Here is a 16,400-nt window from a genome sequence, read left to right as displayed (position 1 = left end):
ATCGAGAATATGGTCGCTCCTTGAAAGGTCAGTTGATAAAAGGTAAGGTCTCTGGAAGAAGATACCAGCGGATATCTTTAGTTGCAGGTCTCATAAATGGTGAGCTTATAGCTCCGATGACATACAAAGATACTATGACTAGCGACTTTTTTGAAGCTTGGTTCCAAAAATTCTTACTACCCACTTTGGAGACGCCATCAGTTATCATTATGGACAATGCAAAGTTTCATCGAATGAGCAGGCTAAAGGTCTTGTCTAAGGAGCAGGGGCATAGAGTCTTACCACTTCCTCCGTACTCACCTGAGTACAATCCCATCGAGAAAACATGGGCTCATATCAAAAAACACCTCAGAAAAGTATTGCCGAATTGCGATACGTTTCTTGAGGCACTTTTGTCCTGCTCTTGTTTCAATTGACTATAATTGCCCGTTGATAGATATTGATCAAAGCTGTATCATCATCTTCATCAGTGGAATCTCTTAACAAATATTCTCCTAAACTAAGGTTAATAACATCAACATCATCTTTTGCTGCTTGAATGAGCGCTTTGAGAATCCATTGGTCTTGAGCATTCCCTTCATCAAAAACACGATACATTCGTATTTTCATGTCAGGTGCTATCCCTAAATATTCTCCACTTGATGAAATTTGTCCCACAACAGAGGTCCCATGGCCAATTTTATCTACAACATTTTGGTTATCAACTATTCCTGTTTCCAAATCTGATGTGAAATTTTGTACTGAAATAATGTGTGAATAAATATCTGGATTATCATATGTAATACCAGAATCTATTACACCAATTGTTGCTTTACCAGAAGACTTATGTTGAAATTTACTTCCAGTACTAATACTCTTTTGCATATCCCACTGATTTCCCCAAAAATCTAAATTAGTATTTGTATAAACCTTGTCCCCATACAAATAAGTAATATTAGGCTTTACAGTCATAGTATTATCTATAACTATGTCATCAATATAATTAGAGTTTTCTTTTTTTATTGTATCTTCACTTTTTTCGGTAGAAATAGTTAAAAAATTTATTTCAGGTATTTTATCAGTAACTTTAATTCCTTGACTTTGTAAAACATCTTCTATATCCTCAATAGATTTATTTTCACTAACTAAAACATTATAACTAATTTCCTTATTTTCATTAGCACTTACTCCTGATGACACAGAACCGCTAGCTAATATAACAATAAACAATGATATAAAAACATTCGACAATAAGCCTATCTTTTTCATAATATCATCTCCTTAGTTTTTTATTCCTTTTTATCAATTTTATTTCAGAATTTCTTCAGAGTACTCAATATTTGGTATCAATAAATCCGAAAAATGCTATTCTTTCACATTTTTTCACTGTGTTCAAATTTTAGTTCATCCTTGCTTGAGTCTATTTCATTTAAAATTATGACAAACTTTTCCAACCTCCTTATTAAATACTCATAATCATCTATTGACTTATCTAACTTAATTTGATAGATTTCGATTTCTTTCTCAACTTGTTCCAGTTTTATAGCCGCAGTTAGATTCATCTTGGCATAGTCATATTTGGCCAAGCGGCGGTTCTCTATATCGTTATTGTCCAGGTTAAGCAAGACTTCCGCAACCTTGTTGAGATGATCTATGTGTTCCTGAATCTCTGTAATGGTCAAATCTAATTGAGCAATATCCTTAATAATCTCGTCTTTAATATCTTGATAAGACTTATTCTCCGTACCCAACTCAATAAGAAGATTAATCTCTTCAATCTTTTTCTTAAGTGTGTCAATGGTCGGTCTTTTTCTTTTAGAGATAGTCTGGCTATCATTGGTTAACTGACGAATGAGTTCACGCCCTCGCATATAGCGATTGAGTTCGGACGCCTCCTTATTGTAAATGAAAAATTGTGCGGTCTCACGGATAAAGGCATGGTAGTGTTTAGCACTCTCTGTCTCTTTAATATCTAAATGACGGTTTGGGATAAAGACCAAGCCATCTTTTTTAACGCCGTAGTTCATTCTGATAAAGAGACCATCTTTGACTAACTTATCAATCTGATGGTCAGCTAAGACGACCTCAAACTCTTGAACCTGGTCTCTTTTCTCCTTAAATGCCTGATAAGCCTCTTGCAAGTCTTCATAAGCTAGCTTTTCCTTATCTTGTTCCTCACAGTATCCCTCAAAGTCAGAAATAAGTTGCAACTGGTCAATATCAGGAACTTCTCCACGTTTCTCAAAGTAAGTTTCGAAAAATTGAACATCGTAGAGATTTTTGGAACTGACTTTTTGATTATTGACTGTAATGCTCTGACTATTTTTTGTTAGAGTAAACGCCACATTCTTTTGTTTTAGAGACATAGCAAGGTTGAGTTCTCTTGCAAACTCCAAAAGTTGTGAAAGGTCACGAACTCTGGGTAAGAGAAAATCTAAACATTGCTCAATCGCTCGCTTGGCAAAGTGCTCTCGAAAGTATTCCTCGGTATAGGGTTGACGTTTATCTAGTTGCTTGCCTCGAATAACTCGCTTCATGGGCATATCCGTCATCAAAAAACGAGCGTATTTTCTTGAAAAATCAATCTGGACATTCAATGCTTCTGCCTTGGATAAAAAGTCGTCAAAATCCTTACTATTCTCCATCAGAAAATAAAGACGTTGCTTCAATTCAAATTTGTGATTACTTTTGCGATAGGTCACAAACTTCTCATGAGAATAACGGTTCGGTGTGATAATTTTGGCACCTGCTTCTTTGGAAAGACGGTCAGAAATCATCCGTAAATTTCTCTCCTGAGCATAATCCCATTTGAGTTTCTTATGAGAATTGAGGTCAACAGAATTGATGAGGATATGGTTATGAACATGCAACCTATCCGTATGGGTTGTCACAATAAAGCGAAAGTTTCCGCCAGTCAACTCCTTTATCGTCTCATAACCAATACGATTGATTTCTTCAGGTGTAAGATTATCCTCAGGTGAGAATGACTGGATAAGATGATGAGCATGAATTTTATTTTGCTTGATTTGTTGCCGGTCATTTCTCGAATCATAAAGCCTATCATTATTGACAAAGTTTGCCTGATACATCTCAACTATTTCTTCATAATTAGGGAAGTCGAGGTAATTGCTCATTCCAAAATCTGAAACCAATTTGAGTTGGTCAGTCTTAGCTGGATTTAGAATATACTTGATAAGACTTTTACGGTATTTGTTGCCATGAACCGCAAAATGCTTAGTAACTACCATAAAATTCCCTCAACTTTTGACACTTGACATAGAAGTCCTTATCAACTTCCGCAATCAGCTGACCTATGCCCGTTTTCAAATTTTCTCGCTGCTCTACTGTCAGAAGTTTTGTCTGATTGACTGTTTTAGCTATCTGGTTAATGTTATTGCCAATTCGACGTAATTCAAAAACCAAGTCTTGGTAGTTACTGGTATCAATTGTTAAAAAGGTCATATTTGGATTAAGCAAAACCTTTCTGGCATAAGCAGAAAAATTTTGACAAGAACTTTGGCTAATATGATTATTCAGGTTCGCAAGTTCCTGGTCTGTTAAAAAGACTTTTTTGAGATTGGTTCGATAACGATTTTCCATATCTAACCTCCCATATACTTATCTCGAAATTCTGAACTGAGTGGTACTGCCTTCTCTACTTCTGTCATCAGTTCTTGAACACAAGTCAATATAATTCTTAAGTGTTCTGACGTGACCTGATGGCCTCGTTCCGCTAGAGTTGCTACCTGTAAAATATCTCTACTGATTTGTTCTATTTTTTGAGATTGCCACAGAATAAACCAATCTCTGATGTCATCCTTGTTATTGACAATGTCCAATAGTTTTTGTCTGACAAAAGGAGAAAACTGCTCCGCATTCTCCTTTCTCATCAGTAGTTGAATCTGCTCAAATTCCTCAAGCGTCAAGTTGATTTCCTTACGAATTGTCCGATAACTTTCTGTCATGATGATACACTCCTTCTCACATTTCCCTCTAGCGGGTTAGCACCGATACCATATCTGATACGGGGGCTTCCTAAAAGCCTCAAATCTTCCCTTTTCGGCTTTTGCGAGCTCAGATATTGTGTCCACAATATCCCAAAAATCATATCGCCAGCTGACGAAAACCTTTCAGTTTTGACAGCCAACGATAAGATAACTTGGTGGCTTCGCCCCCAAACCCCCATTAGAAAATCGAGACTTGATTTTCTTAGGTATGATTTTAGGATAATAGAGATGATTTGGAAAAGATATCACATCATCAAAAAGAAGGTAAAAAAGAGAGCTAAAAGCTCTCGGTAAACTATCTTAAATATTTAGCAAAATATTCTTTAAAAATATATGGTTCTAAACTCTTTTGTGAAAAACCTTTAGAGAGTTTAATACATTCTTTTACAATACCTTTTCCTGGTCGGAGATAAAATGCTCTAATACCTTGAAGTAACTTACCAGCATGTGAATGATACTCTTGATTTGTCATCTCATCTAAACGAATATCTACTGCTAGTGCGAATTTATTACCATAAAGAATATCATCCTCATATCTATGTCTAGTCATATAATCTTTAATATCATAGAGCATGGAATTCATATTTCTATAATTTGGTGCCCCTACTAATGCTCTACTCGCTCTATTTATACCATCAACATAGCTATATGTATCGTTTAGAGAATTAAAATCCCAAAATCTCTTCGAATCAAAATACTTATATTCCCTATCTAGTTGTGATTTTAGTACCCGTAAAATAGATAATGCAGTAATCTTATCATTATTTTTAATTGCAATATAGGCTTCATTAACCCCATCATTATAAAAATCAATATGTTGATTAATTTCAAAACCCAAAATACCAGTAATATCAAATTTCAGTACATCGTGATGCAAAGTAATCATAAATTCCTTCTTTCTATGAAATTATCAAATGAAAAATTACCATTATTGTTGCATAATAATCTATTTATTTCGCTAACATAGTTTGTCTTGTTATCAATAAGAATTATTTTTGATTTTGCTCTAGTGATTGCAACATAATGGTCCTCGAACTTTAATGTATTTTTATATCTGTCAATCAAATATTCAACAAAAATTATCACCGTATCTGCAGCTAGTCCCTTTGAATTATGTGTTGTCATTAATAAGTTATTTTTCAATGAACTAGTATCAAATAAGATTCTATTCTCTACATCAATTAAAACTTCAAGTAATATTTGACTTTCTAATTTATCACCAAATTGTGTAATGGGTACACCTAGATATGACGCTATATCTTCGATAAGTAATCGCTCAGGATTTTGACGCAAGATTTTCAATTTTTTTAATAATCCTTTCCTAAAATCGTCATTATAATCAGGAAAAAGATTGTTCAACACATCATACTCAGAAAAACTTTCAAGAAAATAATATTGAGCTAAAGATTGTAAAAAACGACCATTGGTACACTCTATAAAAGGATTTTTTCTGACATAATCAAATTCATTTGGGAATATTCCACCTAATTGTGTTACAGTTTCTTCAATATGTTGATTGTTTCCAATTAAAAAATAATTTTTTTCATCTAAATTTATATCACCATTATCTACCAGAGATCTGATAACATCTTCTTTTAAAGCAAATTGCTTAGTCTCTATATATAAAATAGAACCTGTTTCATTAATAGAATCAATTTTTACTTCTGGAGTTAGAGCTAATGAAAAATCTACAATTTTAGGTAAACTCCTAAAATTACCAATAAACCTCTCTTTTTTTAAATCATTTTCGTTTTCCCATAAATTTTTAATATATCTAGGCGAAGCCCCTCTCCATTGATAAATTGATTGTTTATCATCTCCTACAATAAATAATCGAATTCCCAGTTCATCTTTTAAATACATGAATAAATCATTCATAGATTGATCACAATCCTGAAACTCATCGATATAAAGTGAATTGAATTTATACTTTAGATACTCTGATGCAGACACAATATTTTTTAGTATATCTAAAGCAACTTCACATTTAAAATTCTTACCTTGCCGAGCGGTCGGATTATCATAAGTAGCAAAAATACCATTTTGCATTATTTGACTTAGTCCAATGTCGAAATTATTAAACTTGTATTCTTGCTGAAAACTAAACTGTAACGACGTTGCAACTTTATACCTTTGATCAAGGAAAGGGAGAATAATCTCATTATCTAAAAATGAATCAATAGTAGATACAACAACATTTTCTGGAATTTCAACTAATTTCTGTTTTATTTCTTCAGTTGCGTTCCGAGTGAAAGTTATCGCTGCTAGTTTTTGATAATTATCTAGTTTTTTAGAATCGCTTTTTAGCTTTTCAGCTAAAAAAGTTGTTTTTCCCGAACCTGCGTTAGCTAAAATTAGAATGTTTCCTTGATACTCTAATAACTCTTTTTTGATAGTTTCATCTCGTGTAGCAATATCACTCATAGTCTAAAAACTCCGCTAAAACTTTAAAATACTCTGATTTCACAATTTTGTGTGCAATTTCTGGAGTAAGGTCCCCCTCAATATATTCCAACATATTATACTGCTTACTACTTTGTAACCAATTCACAAAATCTGATACATTCATTCCATTTCTCTCACTTTCGGACAGTACCTTAGCTAAATCGTTTTCTAAATCAATCTCTGATATATATAGTCTCTTTGAATTCAATTGAGATACTAAAGAATATTCCATAGTATACAGTTCTTCCTTTTTAGCTTTTATATTCTGATTTCTTTCTTCCTTTGAAGAGAAATCTATACGATAATTATTTAATTTAGCAACGATATTGTCATCAAGAATCTCAATACATCGATTGAACCCTATCGGAGAAAATTCATGTTTATCACCTCTGCTAGCCTTTAAATCATTATCTGTCTTCACAAAAAATTCTATACCTAATTCTCTATACAGCTTTGCATAAGGTTTAAAATTTATACCATTAACTTGTAACAAGTATTTTCCTTCTGCTTCAAAATCAGGGCTAATATATTCAAAAATAGAAGAAAATAAGTAGTATTCTGACGGACCTTCAACCAAAAGAACTCTATCATAGAAGATAGACTGCGCTAATGAAATATTTAATTTTTTCTTTAAATTTGAAAACTCACTTGCGACCTTGTAGTATGAAGAATGTCCTGTTGCTTCCTGTTGATTAGTTATCTTTATGAGCTGAGTATTATTCATTTCATAAAGCACTTCTGCTGAATGAGTTGTTAAGAAGAAGTATTCGTATATATTCTGAATGAAAAGCTATTTAGAAAGTGATACTTGTACTGATCTGTGCAGACTATTCTCTGGTTCCTCTATTAGATAAATTATCACTTTACTACTGTACTGTTTTTCTGAAATCAGATGATTAATAGCAAATGATAAAAGTTTTTTTCGTCCATCCCCAGATGTTGGATAATTTTGAGTGTCTCCATTCCAATTTATATACGGAGTAAGATTATCCAAATAACCCGAAATTGAAATTTCTGATTGGATTTTTATCTCTAAATCTTCTTTACGATAGCTTTTATAGGCATCTGTCAGTTGTGACTGAACACTAGTAATTAAACTTAGATTAGAAATATTTGTATTTAAATCAATAATGCTACTCTCAATCGCTTTCTCAAGTGCTACATCTTCATCAGTTTTAGTATCATCTGAGAACAATAATTTTCTATTTCGCTTAAAAAATACATCCAACTCTATCGCAGGATTTACAGAGACTATTTGGAAAATCTTATCAATATCACTCCTTGTACCATATTGAGGTACTTCCACTAAATCATCTAAAGTAGAGCCCCAACTTAATACCGGATTTCCAAACAACTCTTTCTCATCATACATCGCCTCCAAGGAAATGAGGAATGTATCTAAACTTGCATTTTTTCTTGCTCCAGCAACTGTTGAAATTAATAAACGTGAATGTGAAGACTTTAGTGACTCTTCATCATCCTCTTCCCTATCAGACAAATCAATTTCAAGCTGTATTTTTATAGGTTTACTAATATCATGTTTATGATAATCTGATTTAATAAAACCTTTATTTCTGATACTTCTATCTAACAAATATCTTATTGCAAATAAAAGATTTGTTTTTCCCGAATCGTTCATCCCGAATATCACATTTTTATTTGATAAGTCAATTTCAATAGAACTAAAATTACGAAAGTTTTCAATTACTAACTTTTTAAATTCCATAGTTACTCTCCAGCAAATTCTTATTATTCAGTTTAACTAACCGTTCCCGACCTAACTTCATCATCTCTTCCTCTACTTTACTCCACTCTCCGAAAAGGCAATTTTGAAGAACTTCTGCTGCAGAATCTTTATCAGTTTTAGAATCATAAATACAAGTCCTGTCTCTTTGATAAATCTGAATACAATCAAAGAGTTTCTCTCTTTCTAACTGCCTTAGGTTATCAACTAAGTTCTCTACAATCCCATCATGGTGTTCTTTTGGTGTTGCTCTAGCCTGAGTCGGATCTATGGCATAAAGTTCCTCGTAACGAATTAAGGTGCTGAGATATGACAGTTCTGGTTTGGTGCCAATCACTGCTAAGGAAACTTGGTAACCTTTCGAAGATAATAATTGAGCAGTCTGACGAGGAACTTGAGTAGTTCGTAAGGTTCCCTCAATCAGCAAGTGATAACCCTGCGTACTGAGTTCGTCAACCAGATGCTCTACCATTTTTCCTGCAAATCCCTTGGTATAGTCCACGCTGTCCTTGCCATACTTTTCTTGCAGGGCTAAGTAATTGGGATGCTGAGAACGGTAGCTATCACCATCGATGATAATGATATTACCTTGAAATTCTTTTTGCTTGATACGATGAATAGTCGTCTTACCTGCCCCGCTTTGTCCACCAAGTAAAATGGCTTTAGGTTGTTCTGGGATTGTCTTCCCATGAGTTAGGGCTCGAATGGTTCGCTGCAAAGCCTTCTGAAACTCAGTTTCACTAAATTCTTCCAATCTCATTAAGCCACCACCCGATGATGCACCATGTCTAACATCCGCTCAATACCGTCTAAATAGCCATTGTAACGCTCAATTTCATCGAAAGTATCGACAAGGTAAATTTTCGTATGGATCAATTCAGCCAAATCATCACTCATCAAAATCCAAGGATTCGATTCATCATCAAAAGCAATATCTTGACTATCCTGGTATCTATAAAGCTTTGATAAAATGGCTGCTCCACGTTCTTTTATCACTTCTACTTTTAAAGTCAGTTGGTAATCTTCAACAGGTGTTAGCATCTTGTCCTCTCCTACAATATCGACATAAGAAACGTTAAATTTCTGACAAATGCGGTCAATGAGTTCTGTTGAAACGGTGCTGGTTCCATTTTCGTAGCGACTCAGGCTATTGCGTGAAATCCCGACCATTTTCGCAAATTCTGGTTGTGTTAAATCGTGTGTTCGGCGTAGTGATTTAATATTGTCTCCAATCATAGATAAAGACCTCCTCATATTTGTTTTCATTATACCATAAAAAACGGATAACGCACCAAATATGGTGCATTATCCATTTTTAGGTTTCTTCGATTGCTTAAACTGCTCTATTCGCTTCTCTAACTGCTCAGTATTCAGTTTATTTTTCGCTTCCTGAATCGACTTATCAAGACTTTGTTCCTCAGTGGTTAAAATGTTCCGAGATATTTCTACTCTCTCACTAGACTTGAAACTTTGATCAAAGACAACATCTAGGAGTTGTTCTACTTTGGTTAGTTCAGTATCGGACATCTCTGATAATCGATGAATCAGTCGTTTAAAACGGTCTTGATGCTGTGTTTTCTTTTGAAAGAATTTCATTATCTTCTCCTTAAATTGTAAAAAGGTAGCCTTCATAGGACTACCTGACTTATAAATCATCAATGGCTACTGAAATAGCCTGCAACTTTTTATTTTGGATTTTCTTTTCATCAATCAATTGATGAAGTTCTTCAATTTGCGTCTGACAGGCGGAAATATCCTTGTTATTTTGCGCAATAGTGTCTGCCAAGTGCTGTTTATAATCACTTGTGATATTTGCTTTCTTCAGCTGGCTTTGTTTAACTTTTGATTCAGGCGTCTGTACATCTTTAGATTCTGACTCCTTTTGTTGCTGTTCAAAAGCAGCCACATAATCTACTTCTTCAATCGGTTTTTCATCCTGTTTATGGAAAAGTGCTGCGATTTTAGCTCGTTCTTCATGGGATGATGTTGTTTTCACATCATCTAATGGCTGATCAAAATTCCATGTTTTACTCATTCTGTATCCTCATTTCTGTAATTTGGGTGTAGTGTGGTTTCTTTACCAAAGGCTTGCTCTAGTGCTTCATGAAATGACAACTGACTTGATTGTTGCCGTTTGATAAAGGTGCTATACATTGCAGTTTGTAGTTGGTCACGATAGTTTTCTAATTTCTCAGTCTCACGTGAGACCTTTTCTTCTTGCCTAGCTACTTTTTCAGCTAGACGTTCAATCACACTCATAGGGCGTCCTCCTTGTCACATTCTAGATTATGATAGCGGACTTGATTTTGTTATCACAATTCTAAAGCATGCCCCCATTTAGGTGGAGGATGATACTTATTGACTTGTGCTTGGGCTGTTTGGAAATAATCACTTAAGGATAGTTCACTCTGCTGTTTCACAATATCATTCCAATCTGACTTTGTTTCAAGGCCCTGCAATGGTGGTAAATCTTGAGAAATCGGAAGTCCTTTATCTGACAGTTTCTGACAAAATTCTCTTCCTGCATCATCGTTATCAACAGCAATTGTTATGACGTTTGAATGAGTTTGAAAAAAGGTTGTCGTCTCTTGTATTGCCTGAAGATAATGGCTAAGCCTGCTTGGTTTCACTGTATCTAGAAATGCCAATTTCCCCTGTTCCTCTGCTGCTAGACGCAAGGTCTGATAAGCAATCACAGAAAGTTTTAAACCTTCCATTGAAATCAGGCGAACATCGGATAATTGCTTTAGGTAAAGCTGATAATAACTCATCATATCGATAACTGATTCACAAAAAATGAGTCGCTTAGGATTCCCAATATCGAAACTAATACCGACATAGCCATGAGATCCTTTCATGATTTTTTTGAGATAACCTCGATCGTGTTTTTCTTCATTTTTGACGAGACCTTGAAGGCTTGCTGCCTGTAAGATCCCATTATGGTCATAGCTTTTAAACACTAAAACCGACTCCGCTTGATAAGTAGCTTGAGCAAGCAATCCTTGTCTGCCAAAGGAATTGATAGTCTGATCACTTAGGCCACGGACGACTTGCAAGTAAGTACGTGCTTGCTGAAAGGGTTCTTCATGCAAATAGTATTGAAATGGTTGATAAGTTTCTTCTATCAACTTAGCTTGTTCAAAATCCCCAGTTTCAAGATAGGATACAGCCTCTTTGAAAGAAACACCTGTCACTAATTGAACAAAGTCAATTACATCTCCTTGTATATCTCTTGAAAACCATTTGAAAGTATTGGTATCGGCAAAAATCCGAAAGGAATCATGGTCTGGGTGTTCATAAATGTGTCCTGATAAACGTCTGAAGTAACAGCCCAGACTCTCAGCAACATCTAAAATGGCCTTTTGTTTTACTGCTTTAATTCGTGTCATCTTTCCTCCCTATCAAAAAAAGCAGAAGACTGTCTCCTGCTAGTTGTTCTCGCTTGTCGTAGTTCCTTGGATCGTTGGTATGCTGGAATTTGCACCATCTGTGGCTTCTTTCATGTCCTCTAGTTTTCCATTCCAAATGGTCAACTGATTAACCAGGAGCTTGTCGGAAACTTTGGAGTAGGATAACATAACCGTCTTGGTTTCTGTTTGAGAGGTTCGCTGTTGTTGCTCACTCAAATCAGATACATAGGTCACTTGATAGGTAACTTCCGCAAGTGCAACATTACTTTCTGTATTGACATAGATACTGGCTGATTCAAATCGGTAGTCAAGCATATAGTCTTTATAAACTTGATTGATCGCTTTATCCTGATTTGCTTCCTCTTCTGAAAATGCCGAGTCCGTCATGTAGGGTTTGATACGAGCGTTATTTTCACCCAGCTGGACCTTGGTGAAATATTGAGTGAGAAATTCATTGACAAGCTCATCTGATAGGACTGTCGCTCTTTCCTCCTGCTTTTTCTTTGACACAAGTTTATTGGCTTCTGCTCGTATTTGGTTCTCTGTTTGCTTTGAAATGGTTTGTGAGCCAATCGTGTAGCCAATCATGACCATAAAACTGACTGCGATTAAACCTCCTAATCCAATCAGAAATCGAGCTTTCACTTTATTTAACATGGCTTACTCCTCTATTAGTGATAGCTTCATCATATCAAGATTAGCTTGGAGATTTTATCACAAGAAAAAGGACTACCAGTAGGTAATCCCCATGTTAAACGATTCTATTTCTCCACCACCTCATACTTAAGCTAATAGCAAGAAATAAATTCAATGCAATATAAAATCCAGTGAAACTCCATATGCCATTAGCTGCTAAATCTTCTGAATATAGGTGTCTTTCTGTGAAGAATAGGTAAATTCCATATATTTCAATAAAGACTAATCCACTGATGAGTCCGATAAGAAATAAAGCACCTGAAACTTTCACAATCCGATAAAGGACAAACAACATCAGTCCTATTGCTGCGATAATCAAAAGGCTTTGTAGAATTTGCTCCAACATCTTACACCTCTTTCTAGGCTAATTGCTTGCGATAATAGTCAGCCTGTCTCTTGTCTAAATCATCAAGTTGGGCAACCAAATCAAGGTATTCTGCCTTCGTCACCTCATCTAAGTTTGGAAAATCATTCTCACGACTTGTGATGATGAGTTCCAGCTGTCCAGTGATTTCACGCTTTGAAAAGCTATAATCAAGAGTTTCATCTTCATACTGTTCCTTTAAAGCTTGGTAGTTGGCTCTATCCTCTGGGCTTGTAAAACCTTGTGCCAACCATTGTTCAAGTTGATAACGTATTTCTTCTACTGTTTTGGTCATGGTCTGTGCTCCTTATGTGATTTCTTGACTTCATTTTACCGCGTTCAAAAATATTTGTCAGCCATTTTTCTTATATCTCGAGTACTACTTGTTGCTTCATTTGGGGTGTTGTATCTTCACTAAACTTGGCCAAAGCCGCATCAATCTCCTCTATCTCTGCTTCTTTTTCAACCAAGGGAGCCAAAACATCATACTTAGCCATTACAAGCTGATATTCCTCTTCCTTGGGAAAGATTTTCTCAACTTCTACTTTGGCTACTTGTAGCTTATCTTTTAAATCCTTTACCAGCTCTTGTGTCTTTTCTTGGTCATCTATAATATGGTCAATGGCATTACTGATCCGTTGAATGGTTCCCACGTCTGATTTCAAATCAAGGGCGACTGTATATTGGTTATCGCCTACAATCATCAAAGAAACAGTCTCTGGCAAAGGCTCACTAGGACCTCGTGTAGTCATTTTTAAATCAAATCCTCTAAAGCTGGCAAGTGTTTTGACTTCCTTGGTATCTGAGCGGTTATAGGTAATGAGTTTTCGCAGGTAGTCTCCTGCTTCTGCACGATTATTCATTGCTTGATTGTCAAATCGCATGACAAAATCTTGCGACTTTGTTGCCAAAGATTGGGCAATATCTTTATCATATTGACTCAACCGTTTTTCCATGATAGGGAGGTGCTTCTCGCAATAGGAAACAGTGTGACGGTATTCATCTTTTGAGCGATTAAAAGCTCGTTTTTGATTTTCTAACACTGTCAGTTCATTTTCCAATTCCATTTTGAGTTTGAGATAGGGATTACCAGTGGCTAAAGCCTTAAAGTCTGATGCGGTCATGGTTTGTTCATCAATATCTTCTGCTGATCTCACAGGATCTTTTGAAGTCATAATCTGAGTGATGTATTTGAGCTTATTCTCCTGTGTCTGCCAGAGGTAATTGTCAAAGCTCCCTTTTGTAATATAGTGATAAATATCTACCTCCTGGTGCATGTTTCCCTGACGTATCAGTCGTCCATTTCGCTGTACAATATCAGTCGGTCATTTTTTGCGGACAGTTCATACATGCTATCCTTTTCTGTTCTCTGCTCCTGCGTTTGCTCTCGTTTGATTTCTCCCTCCGTATCTTCTTGGCACAAGCAGGACAATACCTTGATGCACCAGAGCCCGGGACATATTCAACGCCGCACACCGTACAATTTTTAGCGGGCATTGCTGCCCACCGTTTTGTAGGTATGATATGTAATTCATCGACAAAGCCGATGAATTTATAGTAAATCTTGATTTCCTGCTTCACTGTTCCGTCTGCCATCTTCTCACGCTCCGAAACAAGTATCTTGTCTATGAGTGCGTTTATAACTGTTGCATCCAGTTCTTTTAAGCCTTGATAATTTCGGATAAGGGCGAGGAAGTCACGGATTCCCCGTGATTTCTCGTAGCTTTCATTAAGAGTTTCCGTCACCTCTTTCAGCCTTGCTTCAATTTCAAGCTGCTCTTTCTGGTATTTCCCCGACATCATCTCAAAATTCCGCTCGGTAATACGCTCCATGACCTTATCCTCGTAGAGAGAGGAAAACAGCCTGTCCAGTTCCGCAAGGCGTTTGTTCAGCTTCTTACGTTCTTTCTCTAATGCTTTCGCCCTGCTCTGGTCTGTTTCCGTGAGCCGCTTTTCTATGGCCCTGACCGCCTTTTCATCATTCACTGCCATATCCGCAAAACAGTTGATGTCGGCAAGAACGGCATTGAATAAATCCCTTGCTTCTATATTGTGGGCACTACACTCGCTTCTTCCGTTTCTTGCATAATTATTACATGAATACTGTACACAGTCGATAATCTCTGGGCGTTTCCTCCTGTGTACGTTCATTGCCCGCAGAGCACATCCGCAGTCCACACACTTGATAACGCCTGCAAAAATATTTACAAATCCTCCCTTGTTCTGTGGAAGCCTACGACTTGTAATAAGCTGTTGGACAATATCAAATTCCTCCTGCGTGACTATTCCCTCATGGGTATTGGGTATCACTTCCCATTCTTCGGGCAGCTTAGAGGGGCGTTTCTTGCTTTTCATATTGGCGGCAATCCGTTTGTAGCCTACAAGATTTCCCGCATATATCGGGCTTCTTAAAATGCTCCTCACGCTGTTCCCACTCCAAATATAGCGTTTGTCCTCGTTCCCCTCAAAATGACGTTCAAAGCCTGTTTCGCCACGCTCCGCCGCATAAGCGGCAGGGCGTAGGATATGCTGTTTATTAAGATGTCTGCAAATTTTGGCAACTCCATTCCCTTTTAATGCAAGGTCGAATATCTCTTTTACAACATGTGCCACTTTATCATCTATCAGCAGATGGTTGTGGTCGGCAGGGTCTTTGATATAGCCATAAGGGGCGGTAGTTCCCATGAATTTCCCCTGTTGAAACCTCGCCCGATATGCCGATTTTATCTTAACAGATATGTCAGCGGCATACATTTCGTTTAAAATGTTGCGGAAAGGCGTGATGTCCATAGCAGATTTATTCAAGGTATCTACGCCGTCATTGACCGCTATATACCTCACGTTATGCTCTGGGAAGAAAACTTCCAGATATAACCCACAATCAAGATAGTTTCTCCCCAGACGGGATAAATCTTTCGTAATCACGCAGTTTATCAGACCGCTTTCAATGTCTTTTATCATATTCTGGAAACTTGGTCTTTGGAAATTTGTACCAGAATAACCATCGTCCACATACGTTTTTGCTATGTGCCATCCCTGCTTTTTCACATAATCCGTGAGGATGGATTTCTGTGTCGCAATGCTCGCACTCTCGTTATCCGTACCATCGTCTTTAGATAAGCGGCAATAAATGCCGACTAAATAGATTTTCTTTTCTTCTTTGATTCCTGCCATACTGTAAAACCTCCGTATCTGTCCTATCTGTTTTCATGTCCCATTGCGTACATTCTAAGCGGACAGCCCCTCATTGTCGAAGGTGTCGCCCTCGGCAATCTTCTTCCGAATATCCTCGGAGATAATCGGGACAAACGCTTCTGTAACGGTCTGTGTGCCGACATATTCACGGCTGATTATCATCTGCACTGGTGCTTTTGGCACGATACGCTTTCTCTTTTTATCTGCTTTCTTATCCTCGCCCATACTTAAATCTTCCTTTCCAGACAGGGCAGGGAAGAGTTTGGAAATGTCCCCGCCCTGCCAATCAGATACCATTAATCCTCGCTGTTTAATTCTTTCTGTAATGCTTTAAGGAGTGCCGCCGCTTCATCAGCGTTCAGCGTGATTCCCTTGCCGCACTTTTCACGGTTCGGGGAAAAGCTGCGGATGTCATACTTCGGCTCTTTCCCATTCCATGAAATGAGATTGATTTCCTTTGTGTAGCCACTGTCGCCCGTAGACAATACTGCGATTTCCTTTACGATTTCATACTGGATTTCTCTCATTCTCCATACCTCAACTCTCTGTATTTACTTCCC

Annotated in this window: 20 protein-coding genes and 2 pseudogenes; 1 reads left to right on the top strand and 21 read right to left on the bottom strand. The window is 36.8% G+C overall.

Features of this window, described 5'->3' with window-relative positions:
* A partial coding sequence (locus tag G574_RS10735; protein ID WP_037590633.1) for an IS630 family transposase occupies nucleotides 1-416 on the top strand: 416 nt, incomplete at its 5' end.
* Nucleotides 417-420: 4 nt separating this feature from the next.
* On the opposite strand, the pseudogene G574_RS0103305 reads toward G574_RS10735, so the two are convergent.
* From G574_RS0103305 to G574_RS0103210, 21 genes and pseudogenes are all read right to left on the bottom strand, one after another.
* A pseudogene (locus G574_RS0103305) lies at nucleotides 421-1,248 on the bottom strand (S8 family serine peptidase); the annotation flags it as partial.
* A 104-nt stretch (nucleotides 1,249-1,352) separates the two neighbouring features.
* Entirely contained in the window at nucleotides 1,353-3,227 is a 1,875-nt protein-coding gene (locus G574_RS0103300) for an SAG1250 family conjugative relaxase (protein ID WP_029690938.1), read from the bottom strand.
* Nucleotides 3,214-3,579: a MobC family plasmid mobilization relaxosome protein gene (locus G574_RS0103295; RefSeq protein WP_029690937.1), complete on the bottom strand. Its 366-nt coding sequence runs from the start codon at nucleotides 3,577-3,579 to the stop codon at nucleotides 3,214-3,216. Before G574_RS0103295 ends, G574_RS0103300 begins: the two co-directional genes overlap by 14 nt.
* A 2-nt stretch (nucleotides 3,580-3,581) precedes the next feature.
* Nucleotides 3,582-3,944 (bottom strand): SAG1252 family conjugative relaxosome accessory protein, encoded by a 363-nt coding sequence (locus tag G574_RS0103290; protein WP_000140674.1) that lies wholly within the window; start codon nucleotides 3,942-3,944, stop codon nucleotides 3,582-3,584.
* A gap of 337 nt (nucleotides 3,945-4,281) precedes the next feature.
* Nucleotides 4,282-4,872 carry a hypothetical protein gene (locus G574_RS0103285; RefSeq protein ID WP_029690936.1) on the bottom strand — a complete coding sequence of 197 codons (591 nt, stop codon included), beginning with the start codon at nucleotides 4,870-4,872 and terminating at the stop codon, nucleotides 4,282-4,284.
* Nucleotides 4,869-6,410, bottom strand: coding sequence for a UvrD-helicase domain-containing protein (locus G574_RS0103280; RefSeq protein ID WP_024383488.1), 1,542 nt, complete (start codon nucleotides 6,408-6,410; stop codon nucleotides 4,869-4,871). The genes G574_RS0103285 and G574_RS0103280 overlap by 4 nt, the downstream gene beginning before the upstream one ends.
* On the bottom strand, nucleotides 6,403-7,155 hold the full coding sequence (locus G574_RS11780) for an ATP-dependent endonuclease (RefSeq protein ID WP_245540395.1): 753 nt from the start codon (nucleotides 7,153-7,155) through the stop codon (nucleotides 6,403-6,405). Before G574_RS11780 ends, G574_RS0103280 begins: the two co-directional genes overlap by 8 nt.
* Before the next feature lie 66 nt (nucleotides 7,156-7,221).
* On the bottom strand, nucleotides 7,222-8,157 hold the full coding sequence (locus G574_RS11775; RefSeq protein WP_245540394.1) for an AAA family ATPase: 936 nt from the start codon (nucleotides 8,155-8,157) through the stop codon (nucleotides 7,222-7,224).
* Complete coding sequence (pezT, locus tag G574_RS0103270; RefSeq protein WP_029690935.1) at nucleotides 8,147-8,935, bottom strand: type II toxin-antitoxin system toxin PezT; 789 nt, start codon at nucleotides 8,933-8,935, stop codon at nucleotides 8,147-8,149. The genes G574_RS11775 and pezT overlap by 11 nt, the downstream gene beginning before the upstream one ends.
* On the bottom strand, nucleotides 8,935-9,411 hold the full coding sequence (gene pezA, locus G574_RS0103265) for a type II toxin-antitoxin system antitoxin PezA (protein ID WP_024408870.1): 477 nt from the start codon (nucleotides 9,409-9,411) through the stop codon (nucleotides 8,935-8,937). Before pezA ends, pezT begins: the two co-directional genes overlap by 1 nt.
* A gap of 69 nt (nucleotides 9,412-9,480) precedes the next feature.
* Nucleotides 9,481-9,771, bottom strand: coding sequence for a hypothetical protein (locus G574_RS0103260; RefSeq protein WP_000667953.1), 291 nt, complete (start codon nucleotides 9,769-9,771; stop codon nucleotides 9,481-9,483).
* Between the two features lie 49 nt (nucleotides 9,772-9,820).
* The gene (locus tag G574_RS0103255) at nucleotides 9,821-10,210 is read right to left on the bottom strand and encodes a DUF5945 family protein (protein ID WP_029690934.1); all 390 of its coding nucleotides are present in this window, start codon (nucleotides 10,208-10,210) and stop codon (nucleotides 9,821-9,823) included.
* Nucleotides 10,207-10,434 carry a DUF5965 family protein gene (locus tag G574_RS0103250; protein WP_000110924.1) on the bottom strand — a complete coding sequence of 76 codons (228 nt, stop codon included), beginning with the start codon at nucleotides 10,432-10,434 and terminating at the stop codon, nucleotides 10,207-10,209. Before G574_RS0103250 ends, G574_RS0103255 begins: the two co-directional genes overlap by 4 nt.
* A gap of 53 nt (nucleotides 10,435-10,487) precedes the next feature.
* On the bottom strand, nucleotides 10,488-11,564 hold the full coding sequence (locus G574_RS0103245) for a toprim domain-containing protein (RefSeq protein ID WP_029690933.1): 1,077 nt from the start codon (nucleotides 11,562-11,564) through the stop codon (nucleotides 10,488-10,490).
* 39 nt (nucleotides 11,565-11,603) lie between these two features.
* Complete coding sequence (locus G574_RS0103240; protein ID WP_029690932.1) at nucleotides 11,604-12,242, bottom strand: hypothetical protein; 639 nt, start codon at nucleotides 12,240-12,242, stop codon at nucleotides 11,604-11,606.
* 94 nt (nucleotides 12,243-12,336) lie between these two features.
* Nucleotides 12,337-12,627 carry a DUF5966 family protein gene (locus G574_RS0103235; RefSeq protein WP_000893083.1) on the bottom strand — a complete coding sequence of 97 codons (291 nt, stop codon included), beginning with the start codon at nucleotides 12,625-12,627 and terminating at the stop codon, nucleotides 12,337-12,339.
* Between the two features lie 13 nt (nucleotides 12,628-12,640).
* On the bottom strand, nucleotides 12,641-12,940 hold the full coding sequence (locus tag G574_RS0103230) for a DUF5962 family protein (protein ID WP_000169469.1): 300 nt from the start codon (nucleotides 12,938-12,940) through the stop codon (nucleotides 12,641-12,643).
* Between the two features lie 70 nt (nucleotides 12,941-13,010).
* Nucleotides 13,011-13,970 (bottom strand): annotated as a pseudogene (locus tag G574_RS0103225) (hypothetical protein); the annotation flags it as partial.
* Entirely contained in the window at nucleotides 13,963-15,819 is a 1,857-nt protein-coding gene (locus G574_RS0103220; protein ID WP_001820670.1) for a recombinase family protein, read from the bottom strand. The gene G574_RS0103220 and the pseudogene G574_RS0103225, both read right to left, overlap by 8 nt.
* A 54-nt stretch (nucleotides 15,820-15,873) precedes the next feature.
* The gene (locus G574_RS0103215; RefSeq protein WP_000253176.1) at nucleotides 15,874-16,137 is read right to left on the bottom strand and encodes a hypothetical protein; all 264 of its coding nucleotides are present in this window, start codon (nucleotides 16,135-16,137) and stop codon (nucleotides 15,874-15,876) included.
* Entirely contained in the window at nucleotides 16,137-16,367 is a 231-nt protein-coding gene (locus G574_RS0103210) for a YdbC family protein (protein WP_001206986.1), read from the bottom strand. Before G574_RS0103210 ends, G574_RS0103215 begins: the two co-directional genes overlap by 1 nt.
* Between the last annotated feature and the right edge of the window lie 33 nt (nucleotides 16,368-16,400).

The sequence above is a fragment of the Streptococcus hyovaginalis DSM 12219 genome (genome assembly GCF_000420785.1).
GTDB classification, from domain to species: Bacteria; Bacillota; Bacilli; order Lactobacillales; family Streptococcaceae; genus Streptococcus; species Streptococcus hyovaginalis.
This window is presented reverse-complemented; position numbering and strand designations above follow the sequence as displayed.

Excerpts from the sequence above, each read along its gene's own strand:
- G574_RS0103220 (WP_001820670.1), bottom strand. The coding sequence starts at position 15,819 with ATGGCAGGAATCAAAGAAGAAAAGAAAATCTATTTAGTCGGCATTTAT.
- G574_RS0103300 (WP_029690938.1), bottom strand. The coding sequence starts at position 3,227 with ATGGTAGTTACTAAGCATTTTGCGGTTCATGGCAACAAATACCGTAAA.
- pezA (WP_024408870.1), bottom strand. The coding sequence starts at position 9,411 with ATGATTGGAGACAATATTAAATCACTACGCCGAACACACGATTTAACA.
- pezT (WP_029690935.1), bottom strand. The coding sequence starts at position 8,935 with ATGAGATTGGAAGAATTTAGTGAAACTGAGTTTCAGAAGGCTTTGCAG.
- G574_RS11775 (WP_245540394.1), bottom strand. The coding sequence starts at position 8,157 with ATGGAATTTAAAAAGTTAGTAATTGAAAACTTTCGTAATTTTAGTTCT.
- G574_RS0103210 (WP_001206986.1), bottom strand. The coding sequence starts at position 16,367 with ATGAGAGAAATCCAGTATGAAATCGTAAAGGAAATCGCAGTATTGTCT.
- G574_RS0103250 (WP_000110924.1), bottom strand. The coding sequence starts at position 10,434 with ATGAGTGTGATTGAACGTCTAGCTGAAAAAGTAGCTAGGCAAGAAGAA.
- G574_RS0103230 (WP_000169469.1), bottom strand. The coding sequence starts at position 12,940 with ATGACCAAAACAGTAGAAGAAATACGTTATCAACTTGAACAATGGTTG.
- G574_RS0103295 (WP_029690937.1), bottom strand. The coding sequence starts at position 3,579 with ATGGAAAATCGTTATCGAACCAATCTCAAAAAAGTCTTTTTAACAGAC.
- G574_RS0103215 (WP_000253176.1), bottom strand. The coding sequence starts at position 16,137 with ATGGTATCTGATTGGCAGGGCGGGGACATTTCCAAACTCTTCCCTGCC.
- G574_RS0103280 (WP_024383488.1), bottom strand. The coding sequence starts at position 6,410 with ATGAGTGATATTGCTACACGAGATGAAACTATCAAAAAAGAGTTATTA.
- G574_RS0103235 (WP_000893083.1), bottom strand. The coding sequence starts at position 12,627 with ATGTTGGAGCAAATTCTACAAAGCCTTTTGATTATCGCAGCAATAGGA.
- G574_RS0103290 (WP_000140674.1), bottom strand. The coding sequence starts at position 3,944 with ATGACAGAAAGTTATCGGACAATTCGTAAGGAAATCAACTTGACGCTT.
- G574_RS0103260 (WP_000667953.1), bottom strand. The coding sequence starts at position 9,771 with ATGAAATTCTTTCAAAAGAAAACACAGCATCAAGACCGTTTTAAACGA.
- G574_RS0103240 (WP_029690932.1), bottom strand. The coding sequence starts at position 12,242 with ATGTTAAATAAAGTGAAAGCTCGATTTCTGATTGGATTAGGAGGTTTA.
- G574_RS0103285 (WP_029690936.1), bottom strand. The coding sequence starts at position 4,872 with ATGATTACTTTGCATCACGATGTACTGAAATTTGATATTACTGGTATT.
- G574_RS0103255 (WP_029690934.1), bottom strand. The coding sequence starts at position 10,210 with ATGAGTAAAACATGGAATTTTGATCAGCCATTAGATGATGTGAAAACA.
- G574_RS11780 (WP_245540395.1), bottom strand. The coding sequence starts at position 7,155 with ATGAATAATACTCAGCTCATAAAGATAACTAATCAACAGGAAGCAACA.
- G574_RS0103245 (WP_029690933.1), bottom strand. The coding sequence starts at position 11,564 with ATGACACGAATTAAAGCAGTAAAACAAAAGGCCATTTTAGATGTTGCT.